This is a genomic window from Streptomyces sp. NPDC048290 (genome assembly GCF_040652095.1).
Taxonomy (GTDB): domain Bacteria; phylum Actinomycetota; class Actinomycetes; order Streptomycetales; family Streptomycetaceae; genus Streptomyces.
Map to the genome: position 1 here is coordinate 18,269 of NZ_JBEZLM010000044.1, position 21,509 is coordinate 39,777.

The 21,509-nt window shown below is 73.3% G+C and carries 21 protein-coding genes; 8 read left to right on the top strand and 13 right to left on the bottom strand.

Annotated features, from left to right (window positions below):
- Positions 1 to 59: 59 nt before the first annotated feature.
- From lanKC to AB0D49_RS40415, 8 genes are all read right to left on the bottom strand, one after another.
- Positions 60 to 2,630 carry a class III lanthionine synthetase LanKC gene (lanKC, locus tag AB0D49_RS40380; RefSeq protein WP_362768806.1) on the bottom strand — a complete coding sequence of 857 codons (2,571 nt, stop codon included), beginning with the start codon at positions 2,628 to 2,630 and terminating at the stop codon, positions 60 to 62.
- 182 nt (positions 2,631 to 2,812) lie between these two features.
- On the bottom strand, positions 2,813 to 3,886 hold the full coding sequence (locus tag AB0D49_RS40385; RefSeq protein WP_362768809.1) for an LLM class flavin-dependent oxidoreductase: 1,074 nt from the start codon (positions 3,884 to 3,886) through the stop codon (positions 2,813 to 2,815).
- 14 nt (positions 3,887 to 3,900) lie between these two features.
- On the bottom strand, positions 3,901 to 4,764 hold the full coding sequence (locus tag AB0D49_RS40390) for an ABC transporter substrate-binding protein (protein ID WP_362768812.1): 864 nt from the start codon (positions 4,762 to 4,764) through the stop codon (positions 3,901 to 3,903).
- Positions 4,761 to 5,498 (bottom strand): ABC transporter ATP-binding protein, encoded by a 738-nt coding sequence (locus tag AB0D49_RS40395; protein ID WP_362768815.1) that lies wholly within the window; start codon positions 5,496 to 5,498, stop codon positions 4,761 to 4,763. Before AB0D49_RS40395 ends, AB0D49_RS40390 begins: the two co-directional genes overlap by 4 nt.
- On the bottom strand, positions 5,495 to 6,379 hold the full coding sequence (locus AB0D49_RS40400) for an ABC transporter permease (RefSeq protein ID WP_362768818.1): 885 nt from the start codon (positions 6,377 to 6,379) through the stop codon (positions 5,495 to 5,497). Before AB0D49_RS40400 ends, AB0D49_RS40395 begins: the two co-directional genes overlap by 4 nt.
- A complete protein-coding gene (locus AB0D49_RS40405; protein ID WP_362768821.1) occupies positions 6,376 to 7,389 on the bottom strand; it encodes an NrtA/SsuA/CpmA family ABC transporter substrate-binding protein in 1,014 nt (337 codons plus the stop codon). The genes AB0D49_RS40400 and AB0D49_RS40405 overlap by 4 nt, the downstream gene beginning before the upstream one ends.
- 172 nt (positions 7,390 to 7,561) lie before the next feature.
- Complete coding sequence (locus AB0D49_RS40410; protein ID WP_362768823.1) at positions 7,562 to 8,644, bottom strand: ABC transporter substrate-binding protein; 1,083 nt, start codon at positions 8,642 to 8,644, stop codon at positions 7,562 to 7,564.
- Between the two features lie 259 nt (positions 8,645 to 8,903).
- Positions 8,904 to 8,996, bottom strand: a complete 93-nt coding sequence (locus AB0D49_RS40415; protein ID WP_362768826.1) for a putative leader peptide — start codon at positions 8,994 to 8,996, stop codon at positions 8,904 to 8,906.
- Positions 8,997 to 9,206: 210 nt separating this feature from the next.
- Between AB0D49_RS40415 and AB0D49_RS40420 the strand changes: the two genes are divergently transcribed.
- The 3 genes from AB0D49_RS40420 (at position 9,207) to AB0D49_RS40430 (ending at position 11,573) form a co-directional block, all read left to right on the top strand.
- Positions 9,207 to 9,980, top strand: a complete 774-nt coding sequence (locus AB0D49_RS40420) for an IclR family transcriptional regulator (protein ID WP_362768829.1) — start codon at positions 9,207 to 9,209, stop codon at positions 9,978 to 9,980.
- A gap of 66 nt (positions 9,981 to 10,046) precedes the next feature.
- Positions 10,047 to 11,036 carry an endonuclease/exonuclease/phosphatase family protein gene (locus tag AB0D49_RS40425; protein ID WP_362768831.1) on the top strand — a complete coding sequence of 330 codons (990 nt, stop codon included), beginning with the start codon at positions 10,047 to 10,049 and terminating at the stop codon, positions 11,034 to 11,036.
- An 18-nt stretch (positions 11,037 to 11,054) separates the two neighbouring features.
- A complete protein-coding gene (locus AB0D49_RS40430) occupies positions 11,055 to 11,573 on the top strand; it encodes an adenylate kinase (protein ID WP_362768834.1) in 519 nt (172 codons plus the stop codon).
- 35 nt (positions 11,574 to 11,608) lie between these two features.
- Here AB0D49_RS40430 and AB0D49_RS40435 read toward each other — a convergent pair whose 3' ends face one another.
- Together AB0D49_RS40435 and AB0D49_RS40440 are read right to left on the bottom strand one after the other, a co-directional pair.
- Positions 11,609 to 12,439: a hypothetical protein gene (locus AB0D49_RS40435; protein ID WP_362768837.1), complete on the bottom strand. Its 831-nt coding sequence runs from the start codon at positions 12,437 to 12,439 to the stop codon at positions 11,609 to 11,611.
- Positions 12,436 to 13,701: a glycosyltransferase family 4 protein gene (locus AB0D49_RS40440; protein ID WP_362768839.1), complete on the bottom strand. Its 1,266-nt coding sequence runs from the start codon at positions 13,699 to 13,701 to the stop codon at positions 12,436 to 12,438. The genes AB0D49_RS40435 and AB0D49_RS40440 overlap by 4 nt, the downstream gene beginning before the upstream one ends.
- Before the next feature lie 136 nt (positions 13,702 to 13,837).
- On the opposite strand from AB0D49_RS40440, the gene AB0D49_RS40445 reads away from it, so the two are divergent.
- Complete coding sequence (locus AB0D49_RS40445) at positions 13,838 to 14,107, top strand: hypothetical protein (RefSeq protein WP_362768842.1); 270 nt, start codon at positions 13,838 to 13,840, stop codon at positions 14,105 to 14,107.
- A 70-nt stretch (positions 14,108 to 14,177) separates the two neighbouring features.
- On the opposite strand, the gene AB0D49_RS40450 is transcribed toward AB0D49_RS40445, so the two are convergent.
- The 3 genes from AB0D49_RS40450 to yidD form a co-directional block, all read right to left on the bottom strand.
- Positions 14,178 to 14,930, bottom strand: coding sequence for a VOC family protein (locus AB0D49_RS40450; protein ID WP_362768845.1), 753 nt, complete (start codon positions 14,928 to 14,930; stop codon positions 14,178 to 14,180).
- A gap of 45 nt (positions 14,931 to 14,975) precedes the next feature.
- Positions 14,976 to 15,317, bottom strand: coding sequence for a hypothetical protein (locus AB0D49_RS40455; RefSeq protein WP_362768848.1), 342 nt, complete (start codon positions 15,315 to 15,317; stop codon positions 14,976 to 14,978).
- Positions 15,318 to 15,462: 145 nt separating this feature from the next.
- Positions 15,463 to 15,903, bottom strand: a complete 441-nt coding sequence (yidD, locus tag AB0D49_RS40460) for a membrane protein insertion efficiency factor YidD (protein ID WP_362768851.1) — start codon at positions 15,901 to 15,903, stop codon at positions 15,463 to 15,465.
- Between the two features lie 373 nt (positions 15,904 to 16,276).
- On the opposite strand from yidD, the gene AB0D49_RS40465 reads away from it, so the two are divergent.
- From AB0D49_RS40465 to AB0D49_RS40480, 4 genes are all read left to right on the top strand, one after another.
- Entirely contained in the window at positions 16,277 to 17,416 is a 1,140-nt protein-coding gene (locus AB0D49_RS40465) for a peptidoglycan bridge formation glycyltransferase FemA/FemB family protein (RefSeq protein ID WP_362768863.1), read from the top strand.
- On the top strand, positions 17,341 to 19,164 hold the full coding sequence (murJ, locus tag AB0D49_RS40470) for a murein biosynthesis integral membrane protein MurJ (RefSeq protein WP_362768854.1): 1,824 nt from the start codon (positions 17,341 to 17,343) through the stop codon (positions 19,162 to 19,164). The genes AB0D49_RS40465 and murJ overlap by 76 nt, the downstream gene beginning before the upstream one ends.
- 77 nt (positions 19,165 to 19,241) lie before the next feature.
- On the top strand, positions 19,242 to 19,925 hold the full coding sequence (locus AB0D49_RS40475; RefSeq protein WP_362768857.1) for a response regulator transcription factor: 684 nt from the start codon (positions 19,242 to 19,244) through the stop codon (positions 19,923 to 19,925).
- On the top strand, positions 19,925 to 21,397 hold the full coding sequence (locus AB0D49_RS40480) for a HAMP domain-containing sensor histidine kinase (RefSeq protein WP_362768860.1): 1,473 nt from the start codon (positions 19,925 to 19,927) through the stop codon (positions 21,395 to 21,397). Before AB0D49_RS40475 ends, AB0D49_RS40480 begins: the two co-directional genes overlap by 1 nt.
- Positions 21,398 to 21,509: the final 112 nt, after the last annotated feature.

Here is a 21,509-nt window from a genome sequence, read left to right on the forward strand (position 1 = left end):
GTGCTGGTGGTGCTGGTGGTGCTGGTGGTGCGTCACCCTCCGGGCTGGCCGGAGGGCGTTCAGGGGGCGCCGGTGGGCGGCGCGGGGAGGGGCGGCAGGAAGGGCAGGCCGACGGGGGTGTCGGCGAGCGCGGCTCCGAGGGCGAGCAGACAGCCCGCGGTACCGGTGGCCAGGTCCATCGAGCGGCGCATCAACTGCTCTCCGGGGAAGGCGAGTTCACCGGCGTACGGGGTGGCTTCGAGGTCCATGAGCCGGATGTGGCGGTCGATGACCCGGTGGCGTTCGGCCGGGTCGCCCTCGTGGGTGCGGGCCAGGTGCAGGACGAGTCCGCCGATGCCCCGGTACAGCGCGGGCTGGATGTAGAAGCGCGAGCGCAGGGCCGGGTCGATCGCCCGGCGGGCGGTGGACAGCGCCTCGTCGTCGGGGCGGTGGGCGAGGTAGTCGTCCAGGACCAGGGCGATCCCGGCGCTTCCGGCACCGAGGTAGGGCATCAGCCGCCGTCCCTCCACCACGTGCAGTCCGCCGCCGGGGGCCGGTTTGCAGCGGTCGAGGTCGTGGCGGAGCGCGGTCGCGGCGAGGTCGAGGAGGGCGGGGTCGCCGGTGGCCTCGTGGCGGCGGACGCACATCAGGGCGATGCCGGTGGCGCCGTGCAGCAGTCCGGTGCGGGAGGAGGGCGGGCCGTCGGTGAGGGCGTGGGCGGCCTGCCGGGCGCAGCGGTCGGCGGCGGCCGTCAGCGCGGTGTCGCCGGTGGTGGCGCCGAGGTCGTACAGGGCGAGGGCGATCCCGGCCAGTCCGCCGTGCAGGTCGGGTGCGAGCTGGTCCAGGGGCTGGCGGATCAGCAGATGGGCGAGTTCGGCGGCCTGGGCGGGGTGGCCGAGCCGGTCGAGGGTCCAGGCGATCCCGGCGAGCCCGTCGTGGAAGCCGGGCGGGGTGCCGGGGGCGGGTGACTTGACGCGGTCCAGGAGCCATTCGACGGCTTCGGGGCAGTCGGGGGCGCCGGTCTCGTGGAGGGCGTAGAGGACCCCGGCCGCGCCATGGCCGAAGCACTGTCCGCCTGCCGGGCTCGCGAACTGGGCGATGTCACCGGGGAAGCAGCGGTCGGTGCGGTCGGGGGTGAGGGAGGCGGCCAGCGCGCGGGCCATGGAGTCCCGGCTGTGCGGCCAGTCCCCCGCCTCGGGCACCGCGGGCCCGGGTTCCGCCGGGGTGCCGCGCAGGATCTCCCGTACGGCGGGCTCCAGGGTGGCCTGGGGCAGCGGGAACAGGTCGGCGGTGTGCCGGGCGAGGCGGGGCGCGCGGGCCCGGTCGACCATGAACAGCGTGGTCAGCGGGAGGAACAGGGCGAGCCGCAGACAGGCCAGGGCGTAGGCGTCGATGGCCGGGCCGGTGTGGTCGGCGGGGGCGACGAAGGCGGGGTTGGCGACGACCTGGGTGCGGTCCTCGGCCTCGACGGGGAAGGCGGCCTCGAAGTCGAGCAGCGCCAGCCGCCCGGTGTCCTCGTCGACCATGATGTTGCCCATGTGCAGATCGCTGAAGACCAGGCCGCGGGCGTGGACCCGGGCGACGGCCGCCTCGACCCGGGTGTAGATGTCCTCGGCCCAGGCGGTGTACTCGGCGAGCGCCTCGGCGGAGGGCGCGGGCAGGGAGAGCGGGAAGCGGCGGACCATCGCCGTGTTGAGGGTGCGGCCGGGGATGTGCTCCAGGGCGAGGAAGCGGTGGTCGCCGATGGTGAAGCAGTCCAGGACACGCGGGACGCAGTCCAGTCCGGCGAGTTGCTCCAGCGCCACACGTTCCCGGTCGAGGCGGGTCACGGCGTCGGCGCCGTCGGTGCCGAGCCCGGCGTAGGGGCGGGCTTCCTTGAGGACGACGGTGTCGCCGCTGCGGGTGTCGCGGGCGAGGTAGACGCCTCCGCCGTTGGAGAAGTGCAGGGCGCCCTGGAGTTCGTAGGGCATGTCCTGCGTGGCGACGGCTTCGCGGGCGGCGAGATGGGGCGCCAGGAAGGCGGGCGGAGTGACCCAGTCGGGCACGGTGAAGCGGGGGCCGCGCGGGTCGGGCACGAGGGTGCCGCCGGGGTCCTGGACGGCGGGGACGGGCCGCCCGTCGGCGCCCAGGCAGTAGCGGGCGGCGAACGCCCCGTACCGCACGTAGACGGGTCCCTCCCCGATCCGCAGATCGCTGAGGACGTACGGTCCGTGCTCGCCGTCGAGCAGGGCGGCCAGGTCGTCGCACAGCCGGCGGAAGGACTCCTCATCGCCCGGGTACACGGTGATGAACTTGCCGCTCCCGGCGCGGTCCGCGTACTTGGCGTTGCGCAGCTTCAGCAGCCGGGGTCCCGGCATGAACTTGTGCGGCACGCGGTGGGTGAGGCAGTGGGAGTGCACCCGGGCGAGGACCGACTCGGCGTTGTCGGCTGCGGCGGAGACATGGATCTTCCAGCCCTGGGCGGGCAGGGTGACCCCCTCCGGCACCCAGGACAGCCAGTCCCCGGAGCGGCTGGTGACCCAGCCGTCCGGGACGGGGGTACGAGCGGGCGGGTAGAGGTCGCTGTCCGGGGCGCCGGCGTCGGCGGTGCGGGACGGTGCGTCATAGAAGTCACCGTCGCTCTGGCAGTACGCGGCGTACTCCGGATTCAACTGGCCCTCCTCCAGGTCGTGTCGTGGGTGACATCGACCTGAAGAAGATTCGCAGCGCGGCGCGGGACGGCACAGTCCCCGTTGTCATGTGTCGGGAGTGCCCTTCGCACATGACAGACGCGTCCGGGGACGGTGACGTTCAGGACGTGTACGGCCGTTGACCAGCGGTGATCCCCGGCACCTCAGGGGCGTACGCCCAGTGCGGGCAGCACGGTCTCGGCGACCCGGTACGCCTCTTCCAGCAGCGGGTTGCCGGAGAGGATGAAGGTGTCGACGCCCAGTGCCTCGTACTCCTGGAGGCGTGCCACCACCTGGGCGGTGGAGCCGACGACGGCGGTGCCGGGGCCGGGGCGGAACAGGCTCATGCCGGGCCAGAGGTTGGGGTGGGTCTCCAGTTCGCGGGCGCGGGCGGGGACCCGGCCGCCGTGCTGGCGGAACTGGCGCTGCCAGCCGACGCCGTCCTCGTCGGCCCGGCCGCCGAGCTGTCGGGCGTAGGTGGCCTCGCTGGTGACGTCGAGGAGCCGGTCCGCCGCCGCCCATGCCTGCTCCTCGGTGTCCCGGACGATGAGGTGCAGCCTGAGTCCGATCCGCAGGGTGCGGCCGTGGGCGGCGGCCCGCTCGCGTACCCGGTCGAGTTTCTCCTTGAGCTGGGCGGGCGGTTCGCCCCAGGTGAGGTAGACGTCGACATGCTGGGCGGCCATCTCGATACCGGCCGGTGAGGAGCCGCCGAACCACAGCGGGACGTGCGGGGTCTGGACGGGCTTGAGGTCGCGGAAGGACGCCCCGGCGTCGGTCAGTTCGTAGTAGCGGCCCTTGTGGTCGAAGACCTCACCGGCGGTGAGGCGCTTGACGAGGGACCAGTACTCGGCGCTCAGCTCATAGCGTTCGTCGTGCTCCACGTTGAGTCCGTACTCGCGCAGGGCGCGGGTCGAGCCGTTGACGACGTTGAAGCGGAGCCGGCCGCCGAAGAGGGTGTCGAAGGTGAGGGCCATCTTGGCGAGCAGGGTGGGAGCGATCAGCCCGGGGTGGACGGCCAGCAGGGGCTGGAAGCGGGGGCCGGTGGCGGCGGCGAGGGCGCTGCCGAGCGGCCATACGTCATGCAGGTCGGTGGCGAGCAGGGCGCCGCTGTAGCCGAGGCGTTCGACGGTCCCGGCGAGCTGCTGGAGATAGCCGAGGTCGACGGGGCGGCGGCCTTCGGGCTCCCAGGGGTAGGCGCCTTCGCGCGGGATGATGTACCAGAGGACTTCGGAGGGCATGGTCCGTTCCCCGCTCAGTTCGGCCGGGCGACGGCGTCGGCGACCGTGACGGTCCGCTCGATGAAGCCGGTGCGGGCGAAGATGTCGGCGGCCTGCTGCTGTTCGGCGAGGAACGCGTCGCTGACGTCCTCGATCCGCCAGGGCAGGGCGCGCAGGGCGTGCTCCCAGTCGTCGGTGGTGCCGCCCTGGTGGTCGGCGGCGATGGCGGCGGCCTCACGCGGGTGGGCCGCGGCCCAGGCGTCCGCCTTGCGCAGGGCGCGGACCAGGGCGCCGACCACGTCGGGCCGCCGCTCGGCCAGGTCGCGCCGGGTGAAGAACACGGACCGGTCGGTGATGACGTCACCGGTGCGGACCAGGACCCGCAGTCCGCCGGTGCGCAGGGCGGCGGCGAGCTGCGGCCCCTGGGCGACCCAGGCGGCGATCGTCCCGTCCCGCAGCAGCCGTTCGCTGTCGGCGCCGCCGCGCACCGGGGTGATGTCGGTGGCGTAGGACAGTCCGGCGTCGTCCAGGGCCTTGGCGATCAGATGGGTCTGCCAGGACCCGATCGCCAGGTGCACGGTGCTGCCCTTGAGGTCGGCGACGGTCCGCACCGGGCTGTCGTCGGTGACCAGGAGCGCCCCGTGGTCGGGGCGTGGGGCGGACACGGCGGTGTAGACGAGGTCGTGTCCGGCGGCCTGGGCGGTGACGGGCGGGGTGGAGCCGGTGCCGCCGAAGTCGATCACACCGTCGGTGAGGAGCTGTCCGGTGCGCACCCCGTCGGTGTAGGTGTGGAAGGCGACGCTCTCGCCGACGGCGGCGAGTTCCTCGGCGGCGTGGTCGAGGCGGGACAGGTAGTACAGGGTGGGGTTGCTGCTGTGGACGCCGATGGTGATGGTCATGGGGTCACTTCCGTGGGTGTGGGCGGGCGGGTGGCGGGGACGCCGAGGTCGGCGAGGAGACGGCGGCGCAGGGCGGCGAAGCCGGGGTCCCCGGGGTCGCGGGGGGCGGGCAGGTCGACGGTCTCGTCGGTGACGAGGCGCCCGTCGCGCAGCACGCAGACCCGGTCGGCGAGGCGTACGGCCTCCTCCACGTCATGGGTGACCAGGAGGACGGCCGGGCGGTGCTTACGGCACAGTTCGCCCACGAGGTCCTGCATCCGCAGCCGGGTCAGGGCGTCCAGGGCGGCGAACGGCTCGTCCAGGAGCAGCAGTTCGGGCTCCCGCACCAGGGCGCGGGCGAGGGCTACGCGCTGGGCCTCGCCGCCGGACAGGGTGCCGGGCCAGGCGCGGGCGTGGCCTTCGAGCCCGACCTCGGCGAGCGCGCGGCGACCCCGGTCGGCGTCCGAGCGGGGCAGGGCGACGGTGACATTGGCGAGGACCCGCTTGGACGGGACGAGGCGCGGCTCCTGGAAGACGATGGTCCGTGCCTTGGGGACCCACACCTCACCCGCGTCGGCGTCGTCGAGGGCACCGAGGATACGCAGCAGGGTGGTCTTGCCGCTGCCGCTGGCGCCGAGCAGGGCGACGAACTCGCCGCGCCGGATGGTGAGGTCGAGTCCGTCGAGGACGGCCCGCTCACCGAACGTCTTGCGCAGCCCGCGGACTTCGACGGCGGACGGGGGAGGAGTCGTCATCGGCCCGCCCTCCGCCACGGCATGAGGACCCGTTCCAGCAGCCGCACCACCATGTCGGCGAGCAGTCCGAGCGTCCCGTAGACGAGGATGCACACGGCGAGGATGTCGGTGCGGGCATAACTCTGGGCCTGGGACATGAGGTAGCCGATCCCGGCGGTGGCGTTGATCTCCTCGGCGGCGATCAGCGCGATCACACTGAGCGTCATCGACAGCCGCAGCCCGGCCAGCAGCGAGGGCAGCGCGCCGGGCAGGACGACCTCCCGCACGATCGCGAGACGACTCATCCCGAAGCTGCGCATGGCCTCCACGAGCCGGGCGTCGGTGGCGCGGACGCCGCTGGTGGTGGAGACGTACATGGGGAAGGTGGTGGCGACGGCGATCAGCAGGATCTTGGCGATCTCGTTGATGCCGAACCACACCATGAACAGCGGGACCAGGGAGAGGAAGGGGATGGTGCGCAGGGTCTGGAGGGAGGAGTCGAGAAGTTCGTCGCCGAGCCGGGTGAAGCCGGTGATCACTCCGAGGGTGAGTCCGGCGGTGAGACCGATGAGCAGTCCGATGCCGGAGCGGGTCAGGGAGGTGGTGAGGGCGTCGGGCAGTTGTCCGTCGCCCCAGAGTTCACCGATCGCGCGGAGCACGTCGGAGGGCGGGGCGAGGACGTCGGGGGTGAGCAGTCCGGTGGCGGAGGCCGCCCACCACAGCAGGACCAGGGTGATAGGGCCGAGCGCGCGGATGACGGCGGAGAAGCGGCGGGGGCGGGGGCGGCTGACGACGGGACGCGGGGCGACCAGGCCCTCCGGGGCGGCCGGTAGATCCTTCGATTTGTCGTCCGGTTTCTCGTCCGGGGCGGGTTTCGCGGTCGTCTCGTGGAGGGCGGTCATGACAGCGTGGTGACGTCGATGAGGTGGTCGGCGATGTCGATCTGCTCGGTGGTCACCTGCTGCTCGGCGTAGAAGCGGGCGACCGCCTCGAAGCGGGTGATGTCCGTGTCGGTGATGGGCTCGACGGGGCTGCCCTTGCCGGTGAACTCGATCTGGATGCGCTTGGCCTCGCCGCTGAGCGCCTGCGGCCCGGCGTCGGTGGTGACATTGAGGTAGGCGGCGGGGTCCTGCTTCTCCTTGACGCTGGCGTCGTGCAGATAGCCGTAGAGGGCGGCGACGACATCGGGGTGCTGCTCGGCGAAGTCGGTGCGTACGGCGGTGAGGCTGTAGTTGTCCGAGCCGATGGTCTGCCCGTCGACCAGGAAGCGGGCTTCGCCGAGGCCGAGTTCGGCGACGGAGTAGGTGGCCCAGACCGCCCAGGCGTCGACCTGACCCGCGTTGAACACGGCGGCGGTCTGGTCGGCGCGCAGATACACCCGCTCGACCTTCTCGGCCGGGATGTCCTCCTCGGCGAGCGCCTTCAGCAGCAGATACTCGCCGGTGCCGCCCTTGTTGACGGCGACCTTCTTCCCGACGAGGTCGGCCACGGAGTCGATCCCGGAGTCCTTCTTGACGAGGATGCCCTCGCCGACCGGATCGGGCGCGGTCGCGGTGAAGAACTTGAAGCCGGGGTTCTGCGAGAGCGAGGTGATGCCGGAGGTGATGGACCCGGTGGCGATGTCCAACTGGTCGGCGTTGAGGGCCTGCGCGGCGGGGGCGAAGGGTCCGGCGCTGCCCGTCCAGGCGACCTTGGCGTTCACCTCGGCGAGCGCCTTGTCGAGCGAGCCGTCCTTCTTGCCGACGGCGAGCACACCGCTGTTGCCGGGGTCGGGGACACGGACGGTGACGGTGGGGGCGGCGCCGGAACCGGAGTCGACTGCGGTGTCGCTGCCGCCGCTGCCGCAGGCGGTGAGCGCGGCGAGGGCGGTGAGCAGGGTCAGGGCGGCGGAGAGCCGGGCGGACATGCGCATGGTCGTCGTCCCAGGGTGCTAGGGGGTCGGGGGGCTTGGAGGCTAGGAGGGCCGGGGGGTGGCACAACAGGGGCCGGGGGGCCGGGGGCGGGAAGGCCAGGGGGTCGGGCCAGGGTCTGGAACCAGGGTCTGGAACCAGGGGTCTGGAGCCAGGGGCGGGTGCTGAGGGTGGCTAAGGAGTGGTCGTGACCGGGGCGGCTTCGGTGGTCGTGGCCGCGAGCGCCAGGCGGGCCAGGCGCAGGGGTTCGGGGTCGGCCCACGCGTGGACGTCGACGGGTGCGGGCAGGAAGCCGTGCGCGCGCAGCGCCGTCTCCTGCCGGGCGAGCAGGGCGAGCCGGTCGGCGGAGAGGTCGGGGTGCAGGGCGCGGTGGGTGCCGGGGCGGTAGGCGCCGGACACTCCTTCGGTACCGGCGCCGGTCTCGGCGCCGAGGATGCGGGCCACGTCCTCGGGCTGGGCGGCGGCCCAGTCGGCGGCGCGCAGCAGCACCGTGAGGAAGCGGGTGACCAGATCGGGATGGTCGTCCAGCAGCCGCTGGTGGACGGTGAGGGGGCGCGGGGTGCCGTTGTTGACGCGGTGGGCGCGGTCCGGCAGGTCGTCCAGTTCCACGGCGGCCTCGGCACCGGCCCGCCGGGCGGACTCGACGGCGAGGGCGCCCTTGACGTAGACGGCGTCCACCTCGCCCCGGACGAGGGCGGCGAGTTCGGCGGACCACTGGGGCGCGGACCGCCCGTCGGTGCCGTTCCCGGCGGGTATGTCGACCAGTTCCGCGTCGTCGAGCCCGTACCCGGCGGAGGCGAGGGCGCCTTCGAAGCCGCGCAGGGCCATGGCCCGCCAGAAGTCGATGGGCAGGGGGTGCCGGGGCACGGCGAGCCGTCGGCCGCGCAGGGCGGCGGCGCCCCGGATACCGGAGCCGGGCGCGACCAGGATGGTCTGGCGCTCCTCGATCCAGGTCAGTCCGATCAGCCGGGTCTCCTCGCCACGTGAGCGCGCCCACAGCGCGGGCACGTTGCCGCCCTCGCGGAACAGTCCGGGCAGGGCGTGGGTGTAGTGGGTGGAGCGCAGGTCGGGGGTGAGGTCGGCGGCCCGGTCCTGGAGGGAGCGGACGGCGATCCCGTCCGGCGCGAACTCCTCGGCGAGCCAGTGCCGGTCGGCGGCTATGCCGGTGGCGGTGGGCACGGGACAGCGGGTGAACCAGAGGGTGTCGGGGAGGGCGCGGGACGGTACGAGGGGCTGCGGCGCGAGGTGTTGCGGCATGGGCACTTCCCTGGGAGACCGGGGCGGGATGGGGTGGGGCGAGAGGGCGGGGCGCGCCGACCGTGCCGACCGGCGACGGCGGCCGGTGCGGAAGGCGTCGTCCGCTGCGGACACGTCCCGGGCAGGGGACGTGCGGGGAACGCGGTGGCGCGAAGGGGACCGGGCCGGATGCCATGCCCAGGGGGCGCGGACGGCCGGTGGCTCAGCGACGGACGGCGCTGGGCCGGTAGGTCAGCGACAGACGGCGCTGGGCAGTGGCTCAGCGACAGACGGCGCTGGAGACGCGGCCGAGGTCGACATGGCGGCGGGCCGTCAGCAGGAGGTCGGCGGATATGGACACGGTCGCCTGCATCGCCTCGCTCCTTCCGGTGCCCGCCCCGGACCTGTTCCGGCGGCGGTGAGGGCAGCGTGGCACGGTCGCCGGGCGGGCGGCAAGCCGCTTCCCACGATGTGGGAGCGAGTGTGAACAGGCTGTTTCAGCAGGTGGGCGGGGCCGGTCGGGCATGCCGCCATATGGGAATCTCGCAGCGCGAAGAGGACGACGGGCGGAAAGGGGAACGCGGTGGCGCAGACGCAGGTCGCCGGGGCGCAGGCGGTACGGCGGGCGCTGGACGTGCTGCACTGCTTCCATGACAACGCGCCCGATCTGAGCGCGTCGGAGATCTCCCGCAGGCTGGGGCTGTCCGCGTCGACGGCCCACCGGCTGGCCCGCACCCTGCAAGGCGCCGGTTTCCTCGAGCAGGACCCACGTACGGCCCGCTTCCGGCTCGGTCCGGCCGTCACGGAGCTGGGCCGACTCTCGTACCACCAGCGGGGTCTGCATCTGGCCGCGCCCGAACTGTCGGATCTGGCGCGGCGGACCGGCGCGACGGCGGATCTGGCGCTGCGCAGCGGCCCGTACGCGGTGATCGTGGCGGGCGGTTCGGTCACTCCCAAGGTGGGGCTGCGCCGACCGCTGCACTCCACGGCGCTCGGGAAGGTGCTGCTGGCGTGGCCACGGCCCGGGGAGAGCGGCGCGGAGTCGCTGCCCGCGCTGGTGGCGTTCACGGAGCGCACCATCGTGGACCGGGAGCGGCTGGCGGCCGAGCTGGAGCGGGTACGGGAGTGCGGGCACGCGGTCAACGACGGGGAGTCCGCGCAGGGCGTCCGCACGCTCGCGGTCCCGGTCCTGGACCATCTGGGGTCGGCCCGGTTCGCGGTGGCGCTGCGCGGCACGCCGGAGCTGATCACCGCCGACCGCTTCGACTGGTTCCGCGCCCAGGCGACGACCTGCGCGCACGCCCTGACGGTGCTGCTGCTCCCCCCGTCGCAGCGGGGCGCCCCGACGGGGCCGTGACACCGGCCGGGAACTGCGGTACGCCGATCACCGTCCTCGACGGGGAGACCGAACGAACGGACGAGGATGGTACGGCGACTCAGGGCGGCGGCGAGTACGGACGGCGGGGCAGGGCCATGGCGGCGGGGCAGGGTAACGGCCGTGGCGGCGCTACTGACGGCGGCCCTGCTGATCTGCCACCGGGTAGTGCCCAACACGGCGCTCCGGCTGGGCAGTCTGCTGGAGTCGTTCCTCCCCTGGCTCGCCCTGCCGATGGCGGCGCTGCTCGGCGTGGCCCTGCTCCGCCGCTCCGCACTCGCCCTGCTGGCCCTGCTCCTGCCGGTGGCGGGCTGGACGTACGTGTACGGCGGACTGCTGCTGCCGGAGCCGGAAGCCGCGCCCGGCGACCTGGTCGTCGTCCAGCACAACGTCAGTGACGAGAACGCCGACCCGGCGGGCACGGCCCGCGTCCTGGCCGCCGCCGACCCCGATCTGATCGCGCTGGAGGAGCTGACGCCCCCGGCGCTGGAGGTCTACCGGCGGGCCCTGGCCCCGGAGTTCCCGCACCACGCCGTACGCGGCACGGTGGGCCTGTGGTCCCGGCATCCGCTCACCGGGGTACGGGCCGTCGACATCGCCCCCGAGGGCATCACCCGGCCCTGGAGCCGCGGCCTGCGCTCCCTGGTCGGCACCCCGCACGGCCGGTTCGCGGTGTATGTGGCCCATCTGCCGTCGGTCCGGGTGGGGCCGGGCGGCCTGGCCTCCGCGTGGCGGGACGAGAGCGCCCGGCTGCTGGGCGACGCCCTGGCCGCCGAGGAGGAGCGCGCGGTCGTGCTGCTCGGGGATCTCAACGGCACGGTGGACGACCGGGGTCTGTCGCCGCTGACCTCCGCCCTGAACGTGCCGGAACGCGGCTTCGCGTTCAGCTTCCCGGCGTCCTTCCCGGTGGCCCGGATCGACCAGGTGATGGCCCGCGCCGCGACCGTCCCGCACATCGGCACCCTGCCGTCCACGGGCAGCGACCATCTCCCGGTCGTGGCACACATCAGACCGGCGCCCGGTACCACGGCCCCATGACCCGAGTAGGGTGCGCCGATGGACCGGATCTTGGTGGTGGGTGTGACGGGCGCGGGCAAGTCGACGCTGGCCCGCGCCCTGGGCGACCGTCTGGGACTGCCGTACCACGAGCTGGACGGGCTGTACTACGACGGCCCCGGCTGGTCGGTGAACCCGTCCTTCGCCGAGGAGGTACGGCGGTTCGCCGCCGGTCCACGCTGGGTCGTCGACTCGCTGGGCTACCCGGAGGTCCGTGATCTGCTGTGGGAGCGGGCCGACACCGTGCTGTGGCTGGACTATCCCCGGCGGGTGGTGATGCCCCGTGTCCTGCGCCGGTCCCTGCGCCGGTCGGCCGGGCGGGAGGTCCTGTTCGGCGGCAACCGGGAGACCTGGGCGGGCTGGCTGAGCCGGGAGCACCCGGTCCGGTGGTCCTGGTCCCAGCACGCCGCCCGGCACCGGGAGATCGCCCGCCGGGTCGCCGACCCCCGTTTCGCCCCACTGCGCGCCGTCCGCCTGCGCCACCCCGGCGAGACGGCGGCGTGGCTGAAGTCGGTCTGACGGAACGACCGGTCACCAGGCGAGGCGGCGCCCGGTCACCCCCCGCTGACCTCGCTGATCTCGACGGCGAGATCGTTGTCGACCGTGTAGTAGGGACGGGCCGTGCGCGCGTCCAGCGTGGTGGCCGGGTAGACGAACACCCTTTTGCGGTCGGCGACGTCGTCGAGGAGTCGGGCCGCGCGGACCAGGGGCGCGTCAGCGGCGGGCCGTACGAACACGTCCCAGAGCCCAGGGGCGGCGGACAGTTCGCGATACCCGACGCTGAACGCGAAGGTATGAGTGCCCTCGACGCGGAGTTCCGTCTCCCGCACGGTGCGGCGGTCCTTGCCGCGCAGCCGCAGTACCGCCGCCGCCCCGGTGCCGAGTACGGCGCCGAAGAGCCTGCCGTGCACGGTGAGCGCGGTGTCGTCCACCTGGACCCGGTCGACCTCGGCGTGTGCCGGGCGCAGCCAGGTGCGCAGGGCGAGATACCCGTCCGTGGTGACGTACGGGACACGGACCGCGAGCGGTACGGGCGCGGTGTCCGGAGTGCGGCCCTGGACGAGGGCGCGCAGGTCGCGGACTCCGGGCAGGAGTCGTTCGCGGTGGTCGTCGGCGCCGGTCAGGAGGTAGGGGTCCCAGCGGCCCTCGGCCAGGGCGGGGTCCGGTGCGACGGTGGTCCGCCAGTCGCCGGGACCGTCCCCGGGGTCGAGCCCGAGGACACGGGTGGTCTGCTCGGGCTTGCCCTTCGGCGGACGCAGACGCAGCAGCAGCCGCGGCGGGACGTCCGCACCGGCGGTCGCGGGGGCACTGATCCGCAGGTGCAGAGCGCTGTCGGCGTCGACCGTGAGATGGGCACGCGATCGTGCGGCGGTGTCGGGGCTCATCGCTTGGCCTTCCGGACGGTGCTGAGGAGGGTGCTGGCGGCCGAGTAGGCGGCGTCGCGGGCCGCGTAGCCCCCGGCGACGAGGGCGGCGTCCAGGCCGGTGGCCCGCGTGACGGCGGGGCGTCCGGCGGCGCGCGCCGCGAGGAGCCCGGCGAAGAGGTCCTCGGCCTGGGCGACGACCGGGCCGGGTGCGAAGCGTTCGGCGTTCTTCAGCGCGGCCTGTCCCATCCGGCGGCGGGTGTCGTCGTCCCGGACGAGGTCGAGGAGGGCGGCGGAGAGGGCGGCGCGGTCGTCGACGGGGACGAGTCGGCCGTCCTCGCCGTCCGCGATGATCTCGCCGGGACCGTACGGGCAGTCCGTGCTGACGACGGGCAGTCCGCAGCGCATCGCCTCGACGATGGTCATCCCGAACGGCTCGAAGTTCGAGGTGGCGGCGGCGATGGACCCCTTCGCCCACTCGGCCTCCATCGGAATGGCGGCGCCCATCAGGAAGACGTTGTTGTACAGACCGAGTTCCTCGATGAGGCGTCTGAGCCGGTCGTGTTCCTCGCCCTTGCCGTAGATCCGCAGCTGCCAGTCGGGCCGCTCGGCGGCCACCGCGGCGAACGCCTCGATCAGCAGGTCGTACCGCTTCACCGGGACGAGCCGCCCGGCGGCCACGACGACGCGGGCCGTCCCGTCGGAGGGCGGCAGGCCCGGATCGGGAACACTGTTGGGCAGCGCCTCGAGCCGCACCCCGGGCAGCCGCATCTTCCTGCGGTACGCGGCGGCGTCGGCATGCGTGACGGTGGTGAGGGCATCCAGCCGTGGATAGACCCGGCGCAGCACCCGGCGCAGTCGCGGCGGGTGGTTGTCGAGGGTGAGGTGCTCCTGCCCCACCCGCACGACCCTGGCGGGCGCCTGGAGGGCGAGATGCACATTGAGACCGGGCCGCGTCCCGACGACGACATCGGCGTCCGTGTCCGCAAGGAACTCCCCGATCCGCTGATCGGTCAGGGCGCTGTACTGCCGGTAGCGGTACTCGTACGCCGGGAACACCTTCGCGGGCGTGAGATGCAGCGGATGCTCCCGCTCGGTGCGCAGATCCACGAGCGGACGCAGCCGGACCCGGGGGTGCGTGGGGACGTTGGGGACCTCGCGGTGCCGGAGCACCGAGACGATCTCCACGTCATGCCGTTCGGCGAGCGCGGCGGCCAGGTTGTTGGTGGTGGTGATGGTCCCTCCGATCCCGTAGGCGTTGTGAATCAGGAAACAGATCTTCATGTGAGTACAGACAACGGGACCGCTCCGAGCGTTGCCTTCGCCGCCAGGTGTGTTACGAGAAGCCCGGGTGGCGGACCGGCCCCGGCGCATGGCTGAATGTACGCACTTCGACAAGCCCGGAAGCGGAGAGCGAACCATGGAATCGACACAGCGGCGCCCGGAGTCCCGCGCGGACGTACTGACGAGGATCGGCACGGAGTACTTGCACCGGGCATCGCCCGGCACCCCGTCCGAGGTGGTCAAGCTCCCGCAGGGCGCGGGCATATGCGTCATCCAGCGCACACGCGGTGGCGGCAAGGTGTACGTGGCGCTGGACGGGACGCTGCTGTTCGTGCCGTCGTCGATGGACTTCGAGACGGGGCTGGCGGCGTTCCTCGCGGGCGAACGGACCGCCGTGGCGCCCTGAGGCTCCGCGTCGGACGGCCGAGTTCATCAGCGGGAGGACCCGACGCTCCCGTCACCCGACTCGCCCGTCGTCAGGCCGGGCCGAGCACGCAGAACGCGTGTCCCTCCGGGTCCGTGAGACACGTCCACGGCACCTCGCCCTGCCCGATGTCGAGATCCACGGCACCGAGCCCCCGTAGCCGGGCCACCTCCGCCTTCTTGTCGTCCCCGGCGCCGGGCAGGAGGTCGAGGTGGACCCGGTCCGACGCGGTCTTCGCGCCGGGGACGCGCAGGAACTCCAGGTAGGGGCCGCCGCCCGCAGGGGAACGCCACACCGCGTGGTCGTCGTCCGCCACGACCTGGGTCCAGTCCATCGCCTCGCCCCAGAAGCGGGCCATGGTCCGGGGGTCGACGCAGTCGATCACCACGGCGGCGATCGGTCCGGTGTCCCGGTACACCTCACGGGGCTCCAGCACACAGAACTCGTTGCCCTCCGGGTCCGCGAGGACCGTCCACGGCACATCGCCCTGGCCCACTTCGGCGGGCGTGGCGCCGAGGCCCTTCAGGCGGTCGATCAGTTCCGTCTGGTGGCGGGCCGAGGTGGTGGCGAGGTCGAGGTGCACGCGGTTCTTCGCGGCCGTCTTGCCGTCCGGGACCGGTACGACGTCCAGGCCGAGTACGACCGGGTCCGGCCAGACGGGGCGGCCGTCGGGGCCACCGGCCGGACCTACGTAGGTCGTCACGCCGGAGCTGTAGGCGTGCCAGCCGAGGGCCTCCGCCCAGAACCGGCCCAGCGCCGGGGCGTCGAGGGCCTTGATGTTCACGTGTACCGGTCGCAACGTCATACCGGCGACCCTAACCGGACCGCCCGGCCGTCGCAGGTCAGTTGTTCAGCGGCGGTCCCACACCGCGTCCGAGCGGGCCAGGAGCCTGCGCAACTCGCGGGCGCTCGGCGTCGAGAGGGCTCGCATCACGGTGTCCGGCAGCGCTCGGGCCTCGTAGGGGTCGCCGTCGTAGCCCCCGTACACGTCGCCCTCCGTATGCTCCCGCCACAGTTCGCGTTCGGGGCGTCGGACGTACTCTCGCCACCGCCCCAGTGCCAGGATCACGCATCCTGGCGAGAGGTAGTTGCGGGTGTCTTCCAGGTGGCAGATCTCGCTGCGGGTGCGGGCGGACAGACCGTCGATGTGCGGGCCCGGTGCCGCTCTGTGGCGGCGGTGGCTACGCGGCATGGGCCTTTCGGTGGTTCGTCATGCCGTTCAGCGTGGTCGGGGAGCCGGGTGATGTCGAACGGGTTTCCCCGCCGCCGGACGCCCCGGACCTTGAACCGTGACAGCCGGTTGAGCGCGCCCGCGCGCGCGGGCGGGCTCCGTCAGCTCACTCCGGTACCGGGTCGTGGAAGCCGCGGCGGCGGGCGGCACCGGGGCGGCAGCGCAGCAGGCGGCCCAGGGTGAGGCGGGCGCCGCGCAGGGCGCCGTGCTGGTGCAGGGCCTTCACGGCGTAGGTGGAGCAGGTCGGGGTGTAGGGGCAGCAGGCGGGGCGCGTCGGGCTGACCTTCGTCCGGTACTGGCGGACGCCCTCGTACAGGGCTCCGGCCAGCCGTCCGGCGGGGCGGGGGGCCGCGTGGTCGGCGCCGCCGGGGGTCCCGCCGTGCCGCCGCGCGCCGGGCATGACCAGCATGAAGAGGGAGACGATCAGCAGGTCCGGGCAGCAGACCCGGCCGAAGCTGCATGAGTCGGAGCACGCCTCGACCTTGTCCGAGCGGCTGGCCTTCTTGTTGCGCCGGTCGTCTCTGCGCTCGCCACGCTGCTGTCCCATCCGGATCTCCCCCACTGTTCGGTCGAGCCATGATCGTACTGACGAACGACACCGAGGGTGCACCGGGTCCGCGCGGATATCGCACACATCACAATGAAGCTGGATTCGGCTGGTTCGTCCGTGGCAACGGTTTCCTGCGGTCTACCCCTTACGCCCCCACGTGCCCCGTCTCTCGTGGGGAACGGTCATCGTCCGGTCACATTCCCCGCTCGGGACGGTCATGGGCCGCTGTGAGCATCCTGCCCGGCCACGCCGCCCGGCGCGGGCCTGAGGCCATGACGGGAAGGCGGCTCACACTGTGTCAGCGCTGCTAGTGACGGACCTGGGCGGGCGGGAGCGGTGTGCGGATGTCCCGGGGACACGGCTCGAAGTCATCGACGCGGCGGTGCACCGCGCGTTCCTCGCGTCGCCGCGCGGTGCGGCGCTCGGCGCGGGGTTCCTCCAGTGTCCGTCCTGGGCGGAGGTGAAGCAGGGGTGGCGTCCGCTGCTGCTGGGCTGGGGGCCTGACCCGTCGGCGGGGGCGGCGGGGCTGACGGGGGTCGCCCTGGCGCTGCTGCGGCAGTTCCCGGGGACCCGGCGCTACTTCGCCTACCTCCCGGAGGGACCGGTGGCCGACTGGTCCGACCCCGGCGTCGACGCCTGGCTCGATCCGCTGCTGGAGCGGCTGCGCGAGGCGGGGGCGTTCGCGGTGCGGATCGGTCCGGCGCCGCCGTACCGGAGTTGGTCCGCGCGGGCGTTGAAGGCGGCGGCGGGGCCGGGGCGCAGGCTGGCCGATGTGCTGGACTGCGCGGTCGACCCGCTGGGCGCGGCCGTCGCCGACCGGCTGCACGCGCGTGGCTGGCGGCGCCTCGGCAGCGGGGAGGGGGACGCGGAGGGCGGGGGTGATGCCCAGCCGCGTCATGTGTTCCAGGTGCCGCTGGCGGGGCGGGGGCGCGAGGAGTTGTGGGGCGGGCTGAACCAGGAGTGGCGGCGCAATGTGCGGCGGGGCCGCAAGGAGGGGGTGGAGGTGATCGTCGGGAGCGCGGCGGAACTGCCCGAGTTCTTCCGGCTGCTGGAGATCACCGAGCGCCGCGACGGGTTCCGGCTGGGCCGCTCTCTGGCGTACTACCGGCGTCAGTACGCGGCGCTCAACGCGGAGGAGCCGGGCCGGATGAAGCTGTATCTGTCCCGGCACCAGGGCGAGATCCTCGCCGCGCACACCATGGTGACGGTGGGGCGGCGGGTCTGGTACCAGACCGGTGCCTCCGCCGACCACCGGCGCGAGGTGCGGCCCTCCCACGCGCTCCAGTGGCGGATGCTGCTGGACGCCCATGCCTCCGGCGCCGAGGTGTACGACATGCGCGGGGTACCCTCCACACTCGACCCCACGGACCGCTCGTACGGGCTTCTGCGCTGGAAGCTCGGCACCGGGGGGAGCGTCGTGGAGACGCTGGGGGAATGGGAGAGACCGTTGGGCGGGACCGCCAACCAGGCGCTGTACCGGGCCTTCAGGGCCTACCTGGCGCGCCGGTGAGTCCTGTACCCGCGGTCGCCTCCGAACGGCAGGGTCCGGTGCGACCCCCTGGTGCGCGGCGGGCGCCGTCGGTGGCGCGCAGCGGGATGCTGATGGCGGCCGGGTCGATCGTCTCCCGGGCCACCGGTTTCGCGCGGTCGGCGGTGGTGGCCGCCGCGCTGGGCATCGGGCTGACCGCCGACGGCTACGCGGTGGCCAACGCGCTGCCCACGGTGGTGTACATGCTGCTGATCGGCGGGGCGCTGAACGCGGTGTTCGTGCCGGAGCTGGTGCGGGCGGCGAAGGAGCACGCGGACGGCGGGACGGCGTACACCCAGCGGCTGCTGACCGTGTGCGCGGTGGCCCTGCTGGCGCTGACCGGGGCGGCCGTCGCGGCGGCGCCGCAGATCATGGCGGTGTACACCGGCTACACGGGGGCGCAGGCGGAGCTGACCGTCGCGTTCGCCTGCTACTGCCTGCCGCAGATCTTCTTCCTCGGGCTGTTCACGGTGCTGGGTCAGGTGCTCAACGCGCGGGGCAGGTTCGGCGCGATGATGTGGACGCCGGTCCTCAACAACGTCGTGGTCATCGCCGTGTTCGGGCTGTATCTGGCGGTCGGCGACGGCGGTGCGCTGAGCGCCGGGGAGCGGGCGCTGCTCGGGTACGGCACCACCGCCGGGATCGCGGTGCAGGCGCTGGCGCTGGTGCCGTCGCTGCGCCGGGCGGGCTTCGCCTGGCGTCCCCGGTTCGACTGGCGGGGCAGCGGACTGACCCGGCCGCTGCGCGCGGCGGGCTGGCTGGTGCTGCTGGTGCTGTCCAACCAGGTGGCGTACTGGGTGGTGACCCGGCTGGCGACCATGGCCGGGCAGCGGGCGGCGCGCCTCGGCATCGACGGGGGCGCCGGGTTCAGCGCGTACACCAACGCGTACACGCTCTGGGCGGTGCCGCACGGCATCGTCACCGTGTCGCTGATGACCGCGCTGATGCCGCGGATGAGCCGGGCCGCCGCCGACGACGATCCGATGGCGGTCCGCCGTGATGTGTCCTCGGCGCTGCGCACCAGCGCGTCGATGATCGTGCCCGCGGCCTGCGCGCTGCTGGCGCTGGCCCATCCCCTGATGACCCTGGTGTACGGGTACGGTCGCACCGGCGCGGACGACGTGGCGTTGATGGCGGGCATCCTGATGGCGTTCGCGCCGGGCCTGGTGGGCTTCTCGGGACAGTACGTGCTCTCCCGTGGCTTCTACGCGCTCGGCGACACCCGTACGCCGTTCCTGCTGAACCTGGTGATCGTCGTGCTCAACGCGGGTCTCGCGGTGGCCGCGTATGTGCTGCTGCCGGTGCGGTGGGCGGTGACCGGGATGGCGGGGGCGCACTCGGTGGCGCTGCTGGCGGGATGCGCGGTCACCGCGCTGGCGCTGCGGCGCAGGCTCCGCCCACCGGCCACGGACCGGCCCGCCCGGCGCTCGCGGCGGGCCGGGGCCCGGCACCGCCGCCGGGAACCGCTGTGGCGTTCGGTGTCGGCGGGGACGCTGGCGCGGCTGCTGGTCGCGGCGGTCCCGGCCGCCGGTCTGGGGCTGGCGGCCACCCGGGCGGGCGGCGCCGTGGCCGGTCCCGGCACGGCGGGCGCCCTGGTCACGGCGGCGGTGGGCGCGGGCGTCGTGGGGCTGGTCTTCATGGCGCTCGCCCGGCCGCTGCGGCTGACCGAACTGGACGCCGCGCTCTCCGGCGCCGTACGGCGGATCAGGAAGCGACCACCGGCCCGCTGACCACCCGACCCGTCGCTGAGAGAGTCAGCGGACAGCAGAGCAAGCCCGAGAGAGCCAGAGAAAGAAAGAAGGCCGCCGTGCCACGCGTACTGCTCATCGAGGACGATCCGTCCGTCCGCGAGGGGGTGGAGCTGGGTCTGCGCCGACGCGGCCACCAGGTGGCGGCCGTGGCCTCCGGCGAGGACGGGCTCGCCGCGCTGCCCGCCTTCCGGCCCGATCTGGTGCTGCTGGACCTGATGCTGCCGGGCGTCAACGGGGTCGAGGTGTGCCGCCGTATCCGGGACGCCGGGCAGCTCCCGATCATCATGCTCACCGCGCGCGGCGACGACTTCGACGTGGTGATCGGGCTGGAGGCGGGCGCGGACGACTACATCGTCAAACCGGCCCGTACGGAGGTGATCGAGGCGCGTATCCGGGCGGTGCTGCGCCGGATCGACGCGCCGGGCGCGGAGCGGCCCGCGATCGAGCACCATGGCGAACTGGCCCTGGACCGCGGTGGTCTGACCGTCACCAAGGACGGACGTCCGCTGGCGCTGGCGCCGTCGGAGCTGAAGCTGCTGCTGCATCTGAGCGCGGCGCCGGAGCAGGTCTTCAGTCGCCAGCAGTTGCTGGAGCATGTGTGGGAGCACAGCTATCACGGGGACGCGCGGCTGGTGGACGCGTGTGTGCGCCGGCTGCGCAACAAGATCGAGGATCAGCCGGGCTCGCCGCGCTACATCCAGACCCTGCGCGGGTTCGGTTACCGGTTCGGCCCGCTGTGATGCCCACCGTAGGGCGGAGGAGACGGAGGAAGCGCCGGGGCCGGTGGGGGCTGCGCACCCGGCTGGTCTTCGCTTTTCTGCTGGTCGCGCTGGTCACGGCGGGTTCCACGGCCGCCCTCACCTATCGCGAGGCCCGCAACTCGGTGCTCCAGGCCACCCAGGACACGGCCGTGTCGTCGTTCCGCGACCAGATCCGCCAGTACACCGTGCAGGTGCCGATCGACCCGACCAGCCTCCAGTTCGCCGTACGCACCCTCGCCAAGCTGGGCAAGCCGCGGATGCTGTATGTGTTCGCCGAGTACGGCACGACCGTGCGGGTCTCCTCGGGGACCAGCCCGGTGTCGACGGTGGTGACGCCCGAGCTGCGCGAGCGGGCGGTGAGCAATCCGCACGGCAGCTTCCAGCGGGTCGTCAAGGACGGACGGCCGTATCTGGTGGTCGGGATGCCGGTGGTGATCGGCGTGATCCAGCACACCGAGATGGACACCGGTCTGGTGATGTACGCGGTGCTGCCGCTGGACGAGGAGCAGGCGCAGATCGACGCGCTGGTCACCGCCGCCCGCAACGGGGCGCTGCCCGGTCTGGCGATCGCCCTGATACCGGCGCTGCTGTCGGCCCGCAGTGTGCTGCGCCCGGTGCGGGAGCTGCGTTCGGCGGCGGTCAGCATGGGCAGCGGACGCCTGGACACCCGTATCCCGGTCAGGGGACGGGACGAACTGGCCGATCTGGCGGGCACGTTCAACGAGTCGGCGGCAGCGCTGGAGCGGTCGGTGACGGAGCTGCGGGAGGCGGAGACCCGGGCCCGCCGCTTCGCGTCCGACGTCTCGCACGAGCTGCGCACCCCACTGGCGGGGATGCTCGCGGTCACCGAACTGCTGGACGAGGACGCGGCCGGGCTCGACCCCGACACCGCACGGGCGGTCCGGCTGATCAGCACGGAGACAGGGCGGCTCGCGGTGCTGGTGGAGGACCTGATGGAGATCTCCCGGTTCGACGCGCGCGCCGCCGAGCTGCACACCGACGAGGTGGACGTCGCCGAGACCATCCGCCGCACCCTGGCGGGCCGGCACTGGGGCGACCGGGTCGCCACCCGCCTCCCGGAGGGCATCCGGGCCCGCCTGGACCCACGCCGCTTCGATGTGGTGATCGCCAACCTGATAGGCAACGCGCTGCGGCACGGCGCGGCCCCCGTGACGGTGACCCTCACCCGGGAGACGACACCCGACGGAACGCCCAGGCTCCGCACGGAGATCATGGACACCGGCCCAGGCATCCTCCCGGAGGTCCTCCCCTACGTCTTCGACCGCTTCTTCAAGGCGGACCCGGCGCGCTCCCGGTCGGCGGGCAGCGGACTGGGACTGGCGATCACGGCGGAGAACGTCCGGCTGCACGGCGGCACGATCCACGCGGCTAACCGGACCGACGGGCCGGGCGCGGTGTTCACGGTGACGCTGCCGCTAGGGGGTGTCTGATGGATCTCCGTGGGAGCAGGAGCGGCGTTCGGTGCGTGCTCTCGGTGTGCCGGGCGGAAGCCCTCGTAGCGGAGCTACTAGGGCTTTTGTCCGGTGCGGCGAGAGTGCGTGC

Bases quoted from the DNA above. Each gene is read 5' to 3' on its own strand.
- AB0D49_RS40385 (WP_362768809.1), bottom strand. From the start codon at position 3,886: ATGCCCTCCGAAGTCCTCTGGTACATCATCCCGCGCGAAGGCGCCTAC.
- AB0D49_RS40390 (WP_362768812.1), bottom strand. From the start codon at position 4,764: ATGACCATCACCATCGGCGTCCACAGCAGCAACCCCACCCTGTACTAC.
- AB0D49_RS40395 (WP_362768815.1), bottom strand. From the start codon at position 5,498: ATGACGACTCCTCCCCCGTCCGCCGTCGAAGTCCGCGGGCTGCGCAAG.
- AB0D49_RS40400 (WP_362768818.1), bottom strand. From the start codon at position 6,379: ATGACCGCCCTCCACGAGACGACCGCGAAACCCGCCCCGGACGAGAAA.
- AB0D49_RS40405 (WP_362768821.1), bottom strand. From the start codon at position 7,389: ATGCGCATGTCCGCCCGGCTCTCCGCCGCCCTGACCCTGCTCACCGCC.
- AB0D49_RS40410 (WP_362768823.1), bottom strand. From the start codon at position 8,644: ATGCCGCAACACCTCGCGCCGCAGCCCCTCGTACCGTCCCGCGCCCTC.
- AB0D49_RS40415 (WP_362768826.1), bottom strand. From the start codon at position 8,996: ATGCAGGCGACCGTGTCCATATCCGCCGACCTCCTGCTGACGGCCCGC.
- AB0D49_RS40425 (WP_362768831.1), top strand. From the start codon at position 10,047: ATGGTACGGCGACTCAGGGCGGCGGCGAGTACGGACGGCGGGGCAGGG.
- AB0D49_RS40430 (WP_362768834.1), top strand. From the start codon at position 11,055: ATGGACCGGATCTTGGTGGTGGGTGTGACGGGCGCGGGCAAGTCGACG.
- AB0D49_RS40435 (WP_362768837.1), bottom strand. From the start codon at position 12,439: ATGAGCCCCGACACCGCCGCACGATCGCGTGCCCATCTCACGGTCGAC.
- AB0D49_RS40440 (WP_362768839.1), bottom strand. From the start codon at position 13,701: ATGAAGATCTGTTTCCTGATTCACAACGCCTACGGGATCGGAGGGACC.
- AB0D49_RS40445 (WP_362768842.1), top strand. From the start codon at position 13,838: ATGGAATCGACACAGCGGCGCCCGGAGTCCCGCGCGGACGTACTGACG.
- AB0D49_RS40450 (WP_362768845.1), bottom strand. From the start codon at position 14,930: ATGACGTTGCGACCGGTACACGTGAACATCAAGGCCCTCGACGCCCCG.
- AB0D49_RS40455 (WP_362768848.1), bottom strand. From the start codon at position 15,317: ATGCCGCGTAGCCACCGCCGCCACAGAGCGGCACCGGGCCCGCACATC.
- yidD (WP_362768851.1), bottom strand. From the start codon at position 15,903: ATGGGACAGCAGCGTGGCGAGCGCAGAGACGACCGGCGCAACAAGAAG.
- murJ (WP_362768854.1), top strand. From the start codon at position 17,341: ATGGGAGAGACCGTTGGGCGGGACCGCCAACCAGGCGCTGTACCGGGC.
- AB0D49_RS40480 (WP_362768860.1), top strand. From the start codon at position 19,925: ATGCCCACCGTAGGGCGGAGGAGACGGAGGAAGCGCCGGGGCCGGTGG.